Here is a 17,035-nt window from a genome sequence, read left to right as displayed (position 1 = left end):
TCACCTTAAAATTAATAAGGATATTCAAAGACCAAGAATGATACTCGAAATTAGGGCAATGTTCACTAACTTTCCATAGATTTACTATCATTTGGTTCACCTAAACATATTCCAAACCTGCTTATCTATGATTTGTTACTATGGTCTATTCATAAACCTAGGTAAGTTGCTTTTGTAGACTGATCTAATTTAACAATGCTCTAATTGTTTTCGAGGGCTTCCCAACGTTCAAGCATATTCATTATCTCATCTTCGATCACTAATAAGCGCTCGCTTGCAACGGTTGCAGCGTCGAAGTCTTCGGTGAACCATGAACCATCCGCTAGTTTCTCTTGTAATTGAGTTTGTTCTTGCTCAAGAGTAGCAATCTGTTTTGGTAGGTTATCAAGCTCACGCTGCTCATTAAAATTTAATTTTTTAGCTGTTTTTTTAGGTTTGTTTTCCGCTGCTGACTTATTGGTAGATTTGGTATTTTCAGAGGCTTTATTTGCAGATTTGGCCGCATGAGCAGCTTGAACACGTTTTTTCTGTATCAAATATTCTTGATAACCACCTACATACTCTTTAACCACACCTTTGCCATTTTCGTCTTGGTCAAATACCCAAGTAGAGGTGACCACGTTGTCCATAAACGAGCGATCATGGCTGATAAGGAGAATGGTACCGTTAAAACTGCTGACCGATTCTTCTAATAGCTCAAGGGTTGCCATATCTAGGTCGTTGGTTGGCTCATCAAGCACTAGGATATTGGCAGGTTTTAGCAGTTGTTTGGCCAGTAAGACACGATTACGCTCACCACCTGATAGAGCTTTAACCGGGGTACGTGCACGCTCAGGCGCAAATAAGAAATCTTGTAAATAACTCATGATGTGGGTTTTACGACCACCAACTTCGATAAAGTCTGAGCCTTCTGATACATTTTGAGCGACAGTTGCTTCAAGATCCAGCTGATCTCGTAGTTGATCAAAAAAAGCGATTTGCAAATTTGTCCCAAGCTCAACGCTACCAGTCTTGGTTACCTCATCATCAGACATGTCGAGTAGGGCTTTAATAAGTGTGGTTTTGCCTGCACCATTTGGACCTATAATGCCGATTTTATCACCGCGCATAATAGTGGTTGTAAAATTATCAACCAACACATTACCGTCATACTCTAGATGCAGGTTTTTAACCTTACAGACCAGCTTGCCACTTTTTTCACCTTCACCCATAGTAATGTTAACATTACCAACTTGCTCACGGCGTGCGCTACGCTCTTCACGTAATGCTTTTAATTCACGAACGCGGCCTTCATTACGGGTACGACGTGCTTTAATGCCTTGACGAATCCATACTTCTTCTTGCGCCAGTTTTTTATCAAAATTGGCATTGTTCTTTTCTTCTGCTAGTAACTGCTGCTCTTTAAGTTCTTGATAACGGGCATAACCTTTTGCGCCCTGAGTCACGTCATAGCTTGTCAGCTGCCCGCGGTCGAGCTCTACAATGCGAGTCGCAAGCTTATCAACGAATGCTCTATCGTGAGTGACAAACAGTAGAGTTAGGCCTTGCCAGTCGAGCAAGAAGCGCTCTAACCACTCAATACTATCAACGTCTAAATGGTTGGTCGGCTCATCTAATAAGAGCATATCAGGCTTGGTCACTAATGCCCGCGCCAGTAACACACGGCGCTTACGACCACCAGATAAAGAGGATAAATCATCTTCAGGATCAAGCCCCATCGTTGTAATTAACCGTCTTGCTTCGCGCTCTAGATCCCAGCCATGCACAGCGTCGATATCATGTTGCAACGTTGCCATACGCTCGCACGCATCCATATCGCCATTTGCGCATAGGTCAGTTTGCTGATTGTATTTAATCAGTAAATCAGCGGTATGGCGGCTACCACCCATGACGATGTCGAGTATTTTACCACTGGTTTCAGGTACATCTTGCTCAAGCATCGCTACGCTTGCACTACCATTGATGATGATTTCACCACTATCAGGCTGTAAAGAGCCGTTGATGAGTTTGAATAAAGTAGATTTACCTTCACCATTGCGGCCGATCAAACAGACGCGCTCACCTTCATTAATGCTAAAATCAATACCATCGAGGACAGGGGCGACGCCAAAGGCGAGATGAATATTTTTTAAATGTATCAGTGCCATAAATTATCTTAAGCTTATATATAGTGATAAAAACAATGAGTGGACAATAGAGGTTTAAAGAATATTGCCAAATTGTTAACAGTATAACATGCTGCTAGATGACTTTAGTGTAAGCAAGGACTTTTTATCACCTCTATTATGATTAAAATTTTAGTAAGATGGTTTTGATTCCTGTGTTAATGCTTTGTTCCCTATAAATGACCTATAATATAAGCTCCATGCTACAAATAATTATGACAATGAGATAAGTATGAAGACAGCATCAAAGAATAATGCAAACCAAAAAGATCATGCAATAGAACTATCTGAACTACAAACACAAATGGTCGATCTACAAATGAGCATGGCGCATCTTGAATTGACTGTAGAGCGACTTGATGAGGTAATTGCTCGTCAAGACCAGCATATTCATACGTTACAGCGTCAGCTCCAACTGGTCTATAAGCAAGTAGAAAGCCAGAGGACTGACGACGGCATTGCACCATTCGATGTAATAGCAGATAGACCACCGCATTACTAGCGCGTATAGCTATAACTAGCTATAACTAGCTATAAAAACAGATCAAGTTCTCTAAACTATTATATTCATCTATATACATAAAAACACTCTTTTATGACTATTTAGTCATAAAAGAGAAATAATATTTTTTTTCAGTTGTTTTAGTGTGCCAAAAACTTTACTATCTTTGACTTCGGATACTGCTTACTTGTCTACATAGGACAAAGTAGTAAAACAATGCGGACGTTTGGAGATAGACAATGCGCGCAATTTTTCATTTAAAAACTCTCACAGTAGCTGTTGCAGCTCTTTCTATCGCTAGCGTTGCTAGCGCTGCTGGTCTTGATCGCTCAGGTCAAGATATTACTGCATTTTTACAAGATGGCACTTATGCAGAAACCGTCTATACCTATATTAATGCTGATGTCACAGGCTATGACAATGCAGTGGTACGCTCTAATGATGAAAGCTATGTACAAGGCAGAAAAATAGATGATATCGCGGAATCCTACGACTTTTTTCGGTATGGTGTAAAAACCGACATCAATGACACCTTTAGTATTGGCGTGTTATACGACGAGCCATTTGGTGCTGCTGCTCTTTACAGTGGTGACAACAACTTTGTTTCAATCGACGATGCCGATACGATTGTTGCAGGTGGATCAGGAGGAGACATTCCGAATGTTGCAACACTCAATGGTGCAATCGCTCAGGCTAAAGGCGCTCTAGCTAATCCAAATATACCAGACGCTGCTAAGCCAGATATAGCAGAAGGGCTGGCTCAACTAGAAATTCTAAAAGGAGCAGCAGATGCAGCAGGTGAGGCGACCAATGTTGAAGTACGTAGCCACAGCCTAACGGGTATATTGGGCATGAAGCTTGGTCAAAACAAAAACTTCCAAGTGTATGGTGGCCCAGTTGCACAGCGCATAGAAGCTAATGTAAAGCTACGTGGTGCTGCTTATGGTCCAGCTTCGGGCTATACTGCGAATATCAACCCTAGCCAAGATTATGGTTGGTTAGCTGGAGCTTCATACAGCAAGCCTGAAATTGCTTTAAAAGCTGCTCTGACTTATCGATCTGAGATTGATCACAAAACCCAGATTGGCGAAAGTTTTGATGTAGGCGTTGGTAATTCAATTGAAATTACCACACCAAAATCAGTCAATTTAGACTTCCAAACAGGTGTTAATCCAACGACACTGGCGACTGCAAAAGTGCGCTGGGTACCTTGGGATGACTTTGCAATTACACCACCAAACTACAATGAAGTTAGTAAAACTCTGACTGGAGATGACAAAGGTTTAGATTTAGTCAGCTATGATGATGAGCAATGGGTTGTTGAGCTTGGATTGGCCAAACGCCTAACACCAGCTCTAGCAGTTAGTGGTACAGTTGGCTGGGATAGCGGAGCAGGTGACCCAGTCACGTCTTTAGGTCCTATCGAAGGCTACTATAGTGCAGGTCTTGGTGCCAAATACAATGTCACCGAAAACTGGGCAGTATCAGCAGGCGGTAAATATTTATGGTTTGGTGATGCAAAAGGTAAGACACCAACCCAAGATATCGTCAGCAACTTTGAAGACAACGACGGTTATGTACTAGGGGTTAAAGTTTCTTACCAAGCGCAATAGTGCTAAGAATTGCACGTCTATCTCGATGCAGCAATAGTCATCTAATACTTATTATTTAATGATAAAAAAGCGATCCAATAAGGGTCGCTTTTTTATTGGTCTTTATAAATTAAACTTATTTATTGAAAGCGTTCTTGACAGTATAAATTTGGTTGACAAGAAGTCGGTATGCATAAGTTATTCGGTTAGAAAAATATTAATAATATTCACTTAAGTGCATAATAATAATTAAGAACTGTCCAGTCATATTTGAGAAATAAAGTACTTTAAGTGTTGTCTTAGTGTGAGAAAGCCATTACTATTCAAATTAGGAGACCGTTTAAATAATAGGTATGGAAGGAGATTGTTCTGACCTACTGATTATAGGAACGGTAAAACAACGAGGACGTTTGGAGATATACAATGCGCACTACCTTTCATTTAAAAACACTTGCGGTAGCGATCGCAACGCTTTCTGTAGCCAGCGTAACAAACGCTGCTGGCCTTGATCGCTCGGGTCAAGATGTCACTGCTTTCTTCCAAGATGGCGTTTATGCCGAATCTGTCTATACTTACATTGATGCTGACGTTAGTGGTAGAGATAGCGCAAATAATGTGCCTAGCAGTAATACTTATGTTGAAGGTGGTGACACTGGTGATATTGCTGAATCTTATGATTTTTTCCGTTATGGCGTAAAAGCAGATATCAATGATACCTTTAGTATCGGTCTTTTATATGATGAGCCATTTGGTGCTGCTGCTGAATATACTGGTGATAGTAATTTCGTTTCAAAAGGCGATATTAATGCTTCTATCACTCAGTTAACTAATGGACGAGTGAATGCTGCGACTATTGGAGATGCTATTCAAGGTTTAACTGAAGATGCTCAAGCCGCTGGTGCAGAAGCGCAACGACTTGGACAGTTAGCTGCAACAGCTACAGATCCACAAGTCGCACAAGATTTTGCACGACAAGCCGAAGAACAAGCAGAAGCAGCACAAGGTTTTGTGGACGATGCTACTAATCTTGGTACTGCAGGTGCAATAGCACAAGCTGAGGCAGGTAATGCAGGTGAAAATACCAATGTAGAGGTTCGTAGCCAAAGCTTAACAGGACTTCTAGGTATGAAGTTCGGTGCTAATAAAGAGTTCCAATTATATGGTGGTCCGGTCGCTCAGCGTATTGAATCTGAAGTAAAACTGCGCGGATTGGCTTATGGTCCAGCGACTGGCTATACTTCAAGCAGTAATCCTGATATGGATTATGGTTGGATCGCAGGTATGTCATATAGCAAACCTGAAATTGCTTTAAAAGCGGCACTGACATATCGTTCTGAGATTGACCATGATATGAATATAGCCGAAACATATCCGCTAGCTGGCGTTCTAGCTGGTGATCCTGCCGCAGCCAATCAAAGCAGTAAGTACGAAATCACGACCCCAGAATCGGTCAATTTTGATTTCCAAACCGGTATCAATCCAACGACTTTAGCCACAGCAAAAGTACGCTGGGTACCTTGGGGTGATTTTAAAATAACACCGCCATTATATAATGAAGTCAGTAAAAACAACGAACTGTATGCAGAAGATGGTTTAAACTTAGTTGATTATGATGACGATCAATGGCAGGTAGAGCTGGGCTTGGCTAAGCGTTTAGCACCTGCGTTAGCAGTAAATGGTACTATTGGTTGGGATAGTGGTGCTGGAGATCCTACGACGTCATTAGGACCTGTCGAAGGCTACTACAGTGTTGGTCTGGGCGCTAAGTATAATGTCACTCCAGAATGGGCCGTATCAGCTGGTGGAAAATACTTATGGTTCGGTGATGCTCAAGGTGCATTGCCAACTGACAAAATCGTTGCTGATTTTGATGACAACGACGGTTATATCGTCGGTGTGAAGCTATCATACCAAGCAAAACAAGATTTTTAATCTAACCATAAAAGACCTAACTTATAAGTTGTACTATATTTTATAAAAAAAGCGATCCATAATGGGTCGCTTTTTTATGGTTATTATCAACGCGTCTTTTTTATTTCGAACTTACTATAAAAATTATAATTATAAAGACCATATCTGTTGCATGCTCTCACAAACCATATAACATCATTAAATCAATTTCATGCTTGTAGTATAGGTCAAGCTACATTTCTTATTCGTTAAAACGGCTTGTATTAAGTAAATAATTACTAATAAGAAACTGACAACAAAAAACCTCGTCAATAGTGACGAGGTTTTTTTATAGCGATAGGACGGTCTATAAGCTTATTTGTTTAAGTTTAGCTCCATCTCTTTATACTTAGCAGATACTGAAGGTCTTGGACCGCCAGTCATCATACTAACTACAAAAATAGCAATGGTACTTAAGATAAAGCCTGGAACAATAGCGTACAACCAGCTATTTAATGCCACACCATTCATCTCGAATGGACCATAGACCCATAAAATAACCGTCAATGCACCAACAACCATACCAGCAACGGCACCGTTACGGTTCATACCGCGCCAAGTAAGACTGAAGATAACCAGTGGTCCAAACGCTGCACCAAATCCTGCCCAAGCATTAGAAACCAAGTTCAATACCGAGCTATCTGGATCAGACGCTAGGAAAATAGCAACTACAGCGACGATAATAACTGAGATACGACCAACCAATACTTGACGGGCTTCTGGTGCATCTTTGTCAAAGAATAATTTATAGACATCTTTTGTTAGTGAGCTTGATACCACCAATAGCTGAGATGAGATAGTACTCATAATAGCAGCTAAAATAGCAGCCAATAAGAAACCTGACACCAATGGATGGAATAAAAACTGCGTAAATACTAAGAAAATAGTCTCGGGGTCATCGAGAGTCATAGCAGTTTTTTGTACATAAGCACGGCCAGCAAAACCAGTCATCAATGAACCAATAAGACTAACGACCATCCAGCTCATACCAATATTACGTGCTGTCGGTACATCTTTAACTGAACGAATAGCCATAAAACGTACAATAATATGGGGTTGACCAAAATAACCAAGCCCCCATGCCATCAAGGAGATGATACCAATAACAGTCATACCACTAGTAACATTTAGCAGATTTGTATCAATATTTCCAACCGCCTGTGTAGTAGCTGAAATGCCACCAAGATCGGTAAAGGCAACGATCGGCACGATGACCATCGCAAATAACATGATGATACCTTGCACAAAGTCAGTCATTGAAACTGCTAAGAAACCACCAAATAAGGTGTAGGCGACAACAACACCAGCCGTTACCCAAAGTCCCATGCTATAAGATAAATTGAGTGAGCTCTCAAAAAGCTTACCACCGCCAACTAAGCTTGCAGCAGTATAAACGGTAAAGAACAAGATGATAACCAATGCTGATATGACACGTAGCATGTGCGACTTGTCTTCAAAGCGATTGGCAAAATAGTCGGGTAGAGTAATTGCATTGTCAGCAACTTCGGTATAAACGCGTAGACGCGGGGCGACGATAATATAGTTCAATAAGGCACCAAGTGTTAAACCAAGTGCAATCCAGACACTGACCACACCGTCGGCATACATATACCCAGGTAGACCTAGTAATAGCCAACCTGACATGTCTGATGCGCCTGCTGATAAGGCTGTGACAGCAGGGCCTAGGTTACGGCCACCGAGCATATAGCCTTCAGTATCGTTTGCTTGTTTAAAGTAGGCGTAAATGCCAATCCCAATCATTACCAAAAAATAGGCGCCAAGTGATATTAGCACGCCACTAGAAATCCCATTCATATAAACTGTCCTTAACCAACATTGTTGGTTTTAATTATATTTAACTATAAAATCTTACGATTAAAAGACGATGTATAAAGACAAAAAAAGCCATTAAGTAGAACAAAATGGCTTTTTGCTTATAGTCAGTACTTACTTATAGTTTTATATGATTGATGCTGTTTTTACCTATAACATCGCGTTATCAACCATTAATTAAATTACCTAATTTAAGTCGTTTTAATCAATCGTTGTGGACAAAATCAATCATTTAAAACTGTCAACTCTGCATCTTATACAAATAGAGTATGCAAAATTTAGGAAAGTTCAACCATAAAGCACCATTCTTAAAGACTATTACTGATAATATCTATGATTAATGAACCGCTTATTACAATAAACGATTAATAAAACAGTATTGTTTGCTATCGTAACTTACTCAAACCATTCAATAGGTGAGTATCAGTGTTATTATGGTAACTATATGTTATGAACATAAACTTGAGCGTATTATAACGTATAGAGATTATAATTGCGAACCACTGCTTTTCATGTGGGTCGCTAACTACCAAATAACATTATTTGGTAGATTTATTTGCTGACTGTATTGGTAGCTATGTTCAGTAGGCCCCATTACTAATCGATAGGAGCAAGCAATTCTAACAGTGCCTCAACGCTACTTGAGCGTGTAAGCTTTGGATTGATAACGACGCCTAGATAGCGCTGTAGCTCAATATTATCGGCCATATTAATACGTTCTAAATCTTGACTGATTAACGTTTGCGGTAATACAGACCATCCAAGTCCTACCGACACTAACATACGAATAGATTCTAGAGGGTTGGTACTCATTGTCGCATAAGGTTTTAAATTGTGTTTGGCGAACTCTGCCAAAGTAATTTGACTAGTAAAAGTATTAGCAGAGGGCAGAATAGCAGGATAATGAGCCAACTGCTCTAAAGTTACATTGGTTTTTGTGGCTAATGGCGACAGCGTACCTGTCATAAAATATAATGGATCTGACCACAATGTATGATAGGTTAGACGCTTATCATAAACAGGTGGTAACGTCAAAAAAGCCAAAGATAAATTGCCATCAAGAACCGCTTTGTGCGCTTCTTCTGAATCCACAAAATGGACTTCGAGCTGTACAGCAGGATAACTTTGGATAAAATCTTTTAGCACTGGTGCAAGATGATGCAAACCAATATGATGACTGGTACCGATGACCAACTTGCCAGAGACCATTTGCTTAGAGTGTTGCAAGTTTATTTTAAAATTTTCATAATCTTCTAACCAGCGTTTGGCATGTGGTAGCATCTCACTTGCTGCTTGAGTCGGTACGATACCTCGACCTACTGTATCAAAAAGGACGATATTGAACTCGTCCTCTAGGTTTTTGATACGTTTACTGACAGCAGGTTGAGTGATAAATAGCTTTTCTGCTGCGCCTGAGATGCTACCTGTTTGCATAACAGTCACAAACGTCGTCAAATTAGTGGTATTCACACCGATGTCCTTAGCTTCAAAATAAGCTATAAATAAAAGTTGGCTTGTCTATTCGTTATATATTAGAAATAAAAGTTTGTGAATAGATAAAAATCATCAATTATTATTATAGAATTAGGCTGCTATAATCACAAGGTATCAAAGTACTTTTTGATGTTTTTATTTTAATCGCTTGATAACTTGTCGATGAACGACGTCCGAATAAAATAACCGTTATCAAAGTAACCTTAAGAAAGAGCAAAGAGCTTTATGCGGCCAAAAACGTTTAGCATGCGCTAGATACAGTGGCATTTCATCATAGACAATTAGCAATTAACAAAGGATAGCAACATGGCCGGTCACACGTTATACGACAAACTTTGGAATGCGCATGAAGTCACACAGCGCGATGATGGTTCGAGCTTAATTTATATCGATCGTCATTTATTGCATGAGGTAACAAGTCCGCAGGCATTTGAAGGATTGGAGCTTGCTAATCGTACCCCATGGCGTTTGTCGGCTAACATTGCTAGTCCTGATCATAACGTACCTACAGTGGTCAAAGAGCGACTTGAAGGGGTCTCTGGTATCAAAGACAAGGTATCGCGTTTGCAGGTCGTAACGTTAGATGATAACTGCGCTAAATTCGATATTGCTGAATTCACCATTAACGATACTCGTCAGGGTATTTTGCACGTGGTTGGTCCTGAACAAGGCTTGGTACTTCCAGGCATGACGGTAGTGTGTGGTGATTCGCATACTGCAACCCATGGTGCGCTTAGTTGTCTTGCTCATGGCATCGGTACCTCTGAGGTAGAGCATGTGCTTGCAACCCAGTGTTTAATTACCAAAAAAATGAAAAACATGCAAATCCGCGTGAATGGTGAACTTGGTGCTGGCGTGACCTCAAAAGATGTGGTACTTGCCATTATTGCCAAGATCGGGACTGCTGGTGGCAACGGTCATGCCATTGAGTTTGCAGGCAAAGTATTTGAAGATATGAGTATGGAGGGGCGCATGACTGTCTGCAATATGGCAATTGAGGCAGGCGCACGCGTGGGTATGGTAGCTGTAGATGACACAACGATTGATTATGTTAAAGGTCGTCCTTATGCGCCAACTGATGAGCAGTGGGAGCAAGCAGAGGCTTACTGGCGTACATTGTTTTCGGACGATGATGCCAAGTTTGATACGATTATAGAGATTGATGGTAGTCAGATTGCCCCGCAAGTGTCTTGGGGCACATCGCCTGAGATGGTCGTTGATATTACTCAGTCGGTACCCACACCTGATCAGGCTGCTGATGAGACGCAGCAAGAGGGTTGGTTACGTGCTTATACCTATATGGGGTTGCAGGCAGGTCAGCCGATTACTGATATCCAACTTGATCGGGTCTTCATAGGCTCTTGTACCAACTCACGTATAGAGGATTTGCGGGACGCAGCAGCAGTGATTAAGGGTCGTAAAATTGCAGATACGATCAAAGAAGCCATCGTAGTAGCAGGCTCTGGACAAGTAAAACGACAAGCCGAAGCCGAAGGGTTAAACACGCTATTTACTGATGCAGGTTTTGAGTGGCGAGAGCCAGGTTGTTCAATGTGCCTTGCGATGAATGCAGACAAGCTTGAACCAGAAGAGCACTGTGCTTCGACGTCTAACCGTAACTTTGAAGGTCGTCAAGGTACTGGCGGACGTACGCATTTGGTCAGTCCTGCGATGGCCGCCGCCGCTGCATTGGCTGGTCACTTTGTGGATGTACGTACTTTTTAGTTGATAGACAATTGCGTTGTTTAAGCTGCGCATCCGTCACAACGCGTCTGATACTGATTGTATAAAACTATTTATTTATGTCGATAATACATCATGGGTTGATTTTGCCAATCAGTATCTACCAACACTACTGAGAATACGATAGGAACTATTATGCAAGCTTATAATACTCAAACGGGTATCGTCTGTCCGCTAGATCGCGCAAACGTCGATACCGATCAAATTATCCCTAAACAGTTTTTGAAGTCTATTAAGCGTACTGGTTTTGGCGTCAACTTATTCGATGACTGGCGTTATTTAGATGAAGGCTACCCAGGTCAGGACAACAGCACGCGTCCAATAAATCCAGAGTTTGTACTAAATCAGCCACGCTATCAAGATGCCGTTATTTTACTTGCCCGCAAGAATTTTGGCTGTGGCTCTAGCCGTGAGCATGCGCCTTGGGCGTTGTCTGAGTATGGTTTTCGTACGGTCATTGCCCCAAGTTTTGCTGATATTTTTTATAATAATTGCTTTAAAAATGGCATGCTTCCCATTATTTTGGAGGAAGCAATTGTCGATAAGTTAATGAAAGAAACTTTGAAAAATGAAGGTTATGAGTTAAGCGTAGATTTAGAGAGACAAGTCGTTATTGATCCAACTGGACAAGAATACTGTTTTGAAGTTGACGATTTTCGTAAGCATTGTCTATTAAATGGACTAGATGATATTGGGCTTACTCTACAGCAAAGTGATGCGATTAATGCGTACGAACAGCAAATGCAACAAAAGACGCCGTGGATATTCAATCAAGTCAAAGCATAAAGTTAAGTTTTTAATGTTATATAAATTGATGTTTAATAAAAATGAATTGGTCAATAATACAACGTTGAGTTATCGTAACAAAATGACTAGAATGAAAGGTAATTTGTTATCACTATGAAATAGTAGTCATCATTATGAATAAAAAACGTATTGCTATATTTACCAGTCTTTCTATCGCAACAAGCTTGCTATTGTCGGGTTGTCAGCTACTAACAGGCTATCAGAAAATAGATGATGCAGAAAGCGCTGACAAGTGGGCAGGGAAAATCAAACCGATTGCTGGAGAAGTAAACATCGCTTGTGCGGGTACTTATCATTGTGAAATTATGCAAATCGACCAAACTGCGGTTATCGCGCCAGATACACATCAACCAGTAGATCATAAGCTGTTAAGTGTGTTTGATACGGATGATAAAGTTGTTAAGCGTACACAAAATGTGCTATTTACACCATTAAAGAATCAGCACTCTGTCAAGGTTGTACCGTTATCAGCTTCTGGTATGGCTGGGATGATAAACTATTATGCGCGAGTTAAGCCTGCAAAACGTGAAGTGCATATAAATTTTTATCCTGAAAATAATATGGGTTATATTGAGCGTTTTGCTATGATCCATGAGTTTATAGAGCCAGACACTTATCTACTCCGTGCTTACCGTAAAGAATCTAGCCAAGATACGGGCAGTTTATTAGACACAGCCTCGCCCAATCCTTTATGTATTGATCTTATTCAAAACGATAGTATCAAGCGTCAGTTTTGTAAACAGATGAATAACGAAAGTCAGGGTGAGTTTGTAGAAACGAACGTGACAAACCAAATAAAGCAATCAGCACAAGCAACACAGTCAAAAGCTAAGGTGTAATATTGTATCTTTCGACCCATTAATTTGATGTCATATATCATGGACATAGATCGGTTAAAGCAACATTAGACGCTTGTCTCTTCTTTTTTTATCTATCAACAAGGATTAGTATGGCAACGATTTTAACATTAGCTGGTGACGGCATTGGTCCTGAAATTATGACCCAAGCCATCGATGTACTACAAGCCGTCAACAAAAAGTTTAAATTAAACTTGACTCTTGAGTCTGGGTTGATTGGTGGAACAGCTATTGATGCAACTGGTGAACCCTTGCCAGAAGAAACACTTAGCCAAGCACGTGCAGCGGACGCCGTATTGTTAGGTGCAGTTGGTGGGCCCAAATGGGACACCATCGAACGCAGTAAACGTCCTGAGCGTGGTCTGCTAAAAATCCGTAGTGAGCTTGGTTTATTTGCCAACTTACGTGTTGCTAAGCTTTATCCGCAATTGGCGAATGCCTCTAGTATTAAGGCTGAAATTATCTCAGGCCTAGACTTATTAATCGTTCGTGAGCTAACGGGTGGTATCTATTTTGGTGAACCGCGCGGCATTCGTACTTTGGATAATGGTGAACAGCAAGGCTATAACACCATGGTCTATAAAACCAGCGAGATTGAGCGTATCGGTAAGGTGGCTTTTGATTTGGCGCAAGTTCGTGCTAAAGCAAGTGATAAACCTGCAAAAATCTGTTCGGTAGACAAAGCAAACGTTTTAGAAGTCACTGAGCTTTGGAAAGAAACCATGACTAAAATGCAAGAATCTCAGTATTCTGACGTTGCACTTAGTCATATGTATGCAGATAATGCTTGTATGCAGCTGATTCGTGATCCAAAGCAGTTCGATGTTATGGTAACGGGCAACATGTTTGGCGATATTTTATCTGATGAAGCGGCTATGCTAACAGGCTCTATTGGCATGTTGCCGTCCGCCAGTCTTGATGAAAAGGGTAAAGGGATGTACGAGCCTTGCCATGGTTCTGCACCCGATATCGCTGGACAAGATAAAGCCAATCCATTAGCCACCATACTCTCTGTCGCTATGATGCTACGCTATACTTTTAAGCAAGAACAAGCTGCCCAAGCGATTGAACAGGCAGTGAGTGATGTTCTTGATGACGGCTTACGTACAGTTGATATCTTAGACAGTAGTGAAGCTGATTTACGACAAGTAGGGTGTCAAGAGATGGGTCAGGCAGTATTGGCAAAGCTTGTATAAATAAATCTATACGAATATAATAATAGACATTAGTATTTGTTTTACAAAAAGTCTTAAAGATAGTTTGCCCGTAAATTGCTCAGCAGTTTGCGGGTTTTTTATGATTAATAATACTTAGATCATAGCGGTTAAATCTATAATCTGTACTGTAGGCGCTTTTTTAACACAGAGACTATAAGACTAGATGTTTGTTAACATAAATCTGTTACATTATATAATGCTATTGTGACATGATTATATCTGCTCAAAGAGTGTATACAACTAGTATCTTATAGAGCTATCCATAGAAATAGGTCGATTATCATCTTGCTTGGTTTTATCAAAAGCGAAAAACAAAACAATAATTTTGATCTGTCTATAATAAAAAATTGAGGAATAAAATATGTATAAACCAAAAAGTAAAAGCATGGGGGTGTTAGGACTAATTGTAGCACTATTAATGAACCCAAGTTTTGCTGCTAACACCAATACCAATACCAATGCTAATGCTAGTAACAAATTTTCTAGCACTGATGTTAGTCCGGTGACTAATGGAGTCAGTCAAAAGCTTGCTGGAGATAGTGACACGGTAACTTCATTGAACAAGCTATTGCCTACTATTAAGTATGCGACAGATAACTTACCAAAGTTTGCTCAAAAGGTGAATAACGATAGTTGGCAGAAAGGGGTAGAGGTAAATCGTAGCATGAGTACCAAGCTTCAAGCTTTACTGAACTGGAACCAAAGTAGTGTCGGGCCTATAGATGGTTATTGGGGTAAAAACTCTCGAAAGGCCATGCAAGCGTTCCAAAAAGCTCGTGGTTTGAAGGTGACAGATCATCTCAATGATGAGACATGGCAAGCCTTAACTAACAATAAAAAGCTTATGTCCCAACCTGTATTGGTTAGCTATAAGCTAAATGATGCCGATGTGAATGTGAAAACTACTAGCATTCCTACTGGTGCAGAAGCGAAAGCCAAGCTTGAAGGTATGTACTATGAAAGCATCAGTGAAGCGTTAGCAGAAAAATTTCATATGAGTGAGAAGTATCTTAAGACTCTTAACCCGAATGCTAAGTTTGAGCCTGGAGAGACCATCACTGTTTATAACCCTGGTAATCCAAACACAAAACCGATAAGTCGAGTAGTCGCTGATAAAGCGACTGAAACTCTATATGCTTATGATGAGAAAGACAACTTAGTTGCAAGTTATCCAACGACTGTCGGTAGCACGGAAACACCCTCACCATCAGGGACGCATAAAGTTGAAGTCAAAGTACATGAACCTAACTACACTTATACTGGCGAGGATGGCAATCAGGCGATTATTCCGCCAGGGCCGAATAATCCAGTAGGAATAGTATGGATAGGGCTAAGTAAGCCTACTTATGGCATTCATGGTTCACCAGACCCGGCCCGCATCAGCAGACAAGCATCATCAGGATGCATAAGGTTGACCAACTGGGACGCTTTAGCACTACTAGGTACGATCAAAGATGACGCAACAGTAGAATTCAAGTAGTTTCCAAACCTCAAATACAAAAATACCGCTCAAAATTGGCGGTATTTTTTTGGCAAAATTAAGTACGATTGATTATAAAAGATAGCAAGAAACAGGCTACCATTTTTTATTATTATCGTAAAAATCGTTTAGTGTTACATAATAACAAGATAATCTACTCAACGACTTAAGAGTAAATAGCTGATATCTTAAAGATAAAACACTATAAGAGATTAGTTTTTGCCACGGTAGGTAATGCGACCTTTAGTCAAATCATAAGGCGTCATTTCTACTTTAACCTTGTCGCCCGTTAAAATACGGATATAGTGCTTACGCATCTTTCCTGAGATATGAGCAATAATCTCGTGTCCGTTTTCTAAACGAACTTTAAACAATGTATTTGGAAGGGTATCAATAACTTCACCTTCAAATTCAATAATATCGTCTTTAGCCATAGTTGGTATCTATCAATGAAAAATAAACCGATATTATACGTAAGTTTCAATATTAAAGCAACAAATCATTGTTTTTGCTTGACAGTGAGCAAGTGTTATGTATATCAGTCGGTAATATTTTATTCAGGTAAGTTGAGCCACAGGGGAGTAAGTGGTGACATGGGTAACAGCTGCTGATAATGCTCAGGATAGTAAGCGTTGATAAAGTATAGTCCGTCACCAGAAGCAGTGGGCGGCGCAATGGTACGGTCTTTTTTTGCCAAAATAGTTAAGAAGTCTGAAGGTTGTAGCTCATGCCTTCCAACTGCATGTAGTGTACCCATCAAGTTACGTACCATATGATGCAAAAAACCATCGGCTTGTATGTCAAAGACAACAAACGCGCCATGCGTAAAAAGCTTTGCGTGACTAACAGTACGTATAGGCTGGTTAGATTGACAAGCTGCTGCACGGTAACTGCTAAAATCATGAGTCCCAGCAATATCAGCTGCCACAAGTTGCATCGCTGCTACATCTAAAGGTTCGTGAATATGAGTCACTTGACGGTTGAGTATGGCAGGACGCGCAGCCTGATTGAGCGTGATGTAACGATAACGACGTGCTATAGCGCCAAAACGAGCATGAAAGTCTGTTGGCATAGGTTGCACCCAGCGTAGGGCAATATCGTCAGGTAATAGACTATTGATACCACGTAGCCAATTATGGGTCGGACGGTAGGCGCAAGTGACAAAATGCGCAATCATATTACCAGCGTGGACTCCGGCATCGGTGCGACCCGCTGCGATAACTTCAACAGTTTCGTTGGCGACAGTACTGATGGCTTTTTCTAGTACCTCTTGTACTCCTGTCACCTCTTTTTGACGTTGCCAGCCTCGATAATTGGTGCCCAAAAACTCGATAGCGAGCGCCAAGTTATAAGTAGGGATGTCTTGTTTCTCAGATTCCATTAATCTTTTAACTT

The 17,035-nt window shown here is 40.6% G+C and carries 13 protein-coding genes; 8 read left to right on the top strand and 5 right to left on the bottom strand.

The window, feature by feature from the left end; translation table 11 throughout:
* Positions 1-200 precede the first annotated feature (200 nt).
* Positions 201-2,147: an ATP-binding cassette domain-containing protein gene (locus ACS8FC_RS02965; protein ID WP_439295829.1), complete on the bottom strand. Its 1,947-nt coding sequence runs from the start codon at positions 2,145-2,147 to the stop codon at positions 201-203.
* A gap of 250 nt (positions 2,148-2,397) precedes the next feature.
* On the opposite strand from ACS8FC_RS02965, the gene ACS8FC_RS02960 reads away from it, so the two are divergent.
* The 3 genes from ACS8FC_RS02960 (at position 2,398) to ACS8FC_RS02950 (ending at position 6,191) form a co-directional block, all read left to right on the top strand.
* Positions 2,398-2,667, top strand: coding sequence for a SlyX family protein (locus ACS8FC_RS02960; protein ID WP_439260587.1), 270 nt, complete (start codon positions 2,398-2,400; stop codon positions 2,665-2,667).
* Positions 2,668-2,906: 239 nt separating this feature from the next.
* A complete protein-coding gene (locus ACS8FC_RS02955) occupies positions 2,907-4,280 on the top strand; it encodes a hypothetical protein (protein WP_439260588.1) in 1,374 nt (457 codons plus the stop codon).
* 402 nt (positions 4,281-4,682) lie between these two features.
* Positions 4,683-6,191 carry an outer membrane protein transport protein gene (locus ACS8FC_RS02950; protein WP_439295828.1) on the top strand — a complete coding sequence of 503 codons (1,509 nt, stop codon included), beginning with the start codon at positions 4,683-4,685 and terminating at the stop codon, positions 6,189-6,191.
* A 333-nt stretch (positions 6,192-6,524) separates the two neighbouring features.
* Here the strand turns inward: ACS8FC_RS02950 and putP are convergent, their stop codons facing one another.
* Positions 6,525-8,024, bottom strand: coding sequence for a sodium/proline symporter PutP (putP, locus tag ACS8FC_RS02945; RefSeq protein WP_439295827.1), 1,500 nt, complete (start codon positions 8,022-8,024; stop codon positions 6,525-6,527).
* 615 nt (positions 8,025-8,639) lie between these two features.
* Positions 8,640-9,512, bottom strand: coding sequence for a LysR family transcriptional regulator (locus ACS8FC_RS02940; RefSeq protein ID WP_299216559.1), 873 nt, complete (start codon positions 9,510-9,512; stop codon positions 8,640-8,642).
* A gap of 330 nt (positions 9,513-9,842) precedes the next feature.
* On the opposite strand from ACS8FC_RS02940, the gene leuC reads away from it, so the two are divergent.
* From leuC to ACS8FC_RS02915, 5 genes are all read left to right on the top strand, one after another.
* On the top strand, positions 9,843-11,261 hold the full coding sequence (gene leuC / locus ACS8FC_RS02935; RefSeq protein WP_439295826.1) for a 3-isopropylmalate dehydratase large subunit: 1,419 nt from the start codon (positions 9,843-9,845) through the stop codon (positions 11,259-11,261).
* A gap of 153 nt (positions 11,262-11,414) precedes the next feature.
* The gene (leuD, locus tag ACS8FC_RS02930; RefSeq protein WP_439295825.1) at positions 11,415-12,065 is read left to right on the top strand and encodes a 3-isopropylmalate dehydratase small subunit; all 651 of its coding nucleotides are present in this window, start codon (positions 11,415-11,417) and stop codon (positions 12,063-12,065) included.
* A gap of 134 nt (positions 12,066-12,199) precedes the next feature.
* Positions 12,200-12,925: a hypothetical protein gene (locus tag ACS8FC_RS02925; RefSeq protein WP_439260593.1), complete on the top strand. Its 726-nt coding sequence runs from the start codon at positions 12,200-12,202 to the stop codon at positions 12,923-12,925.
* Positions 12,926-13,035: 110 nt separating this feature from the next.
* Entirely contained in the window at positions 13,036-14,139 is a 1,104-nt protein-coding gene (leuB, locus tag ACS8FC_RS02920) for a 3-isopropylmalate dehydrogenase (protein ID WP_439260594.1), read from the top strand.
* Positions 14,140-14,521: 382 nt separating this feature from the next.
* The gene (locus ACS8FC_RS02915) at positions 14,522-15,640 is read left to right on the top strand and encodes a L,D-transpeptidase family protein (protein WP_439260595.1); all 1,119 of its coding nucleotides are present in this window, start codon (positions 14,522-14,524) and stop codon (positions 15,638-15,640) included.
* Positions 15,641-15,852: 212 nt separating this feature from the next.
* Here the strand turns inward: ACS8FC_RS02915 and infA are convergent, their stop codons facing one another.
* Positions 15,853-16,074, bottom strand: a complete 222-nt coding sequence (gene infA / locus ACS8FC_RS02910) for a translation initiation factor IF-1 (RefSeq protein ID WP_068036477.1) — start codon at positions 16,072-16,074, stop codon at positions 15,853-15,855.
* Between the two features lie 119 nt (positions 16,075-16,193).
* On the bottom strand, positions 16,194-17,021 hold the full coding sequence (gene truA, locus ACS8FC_RS02905; RefSeq protein WP_439295824.1) for a tRNA pseudouridine(38-40) synthase TruA: 828 nt from the start codon (positions 17,019-17,021) through the stop codon (positions 16,194-16,196).
* Positions 17,022-17,035 lie beyond the last annotated feature (14 nt).

Source organism: Psychrobacter sp. 1Y4, from assembly GCF_051847555.1.
This window is presented reverse-complemented; position numbering and strand designations above follow the sequence as displayed.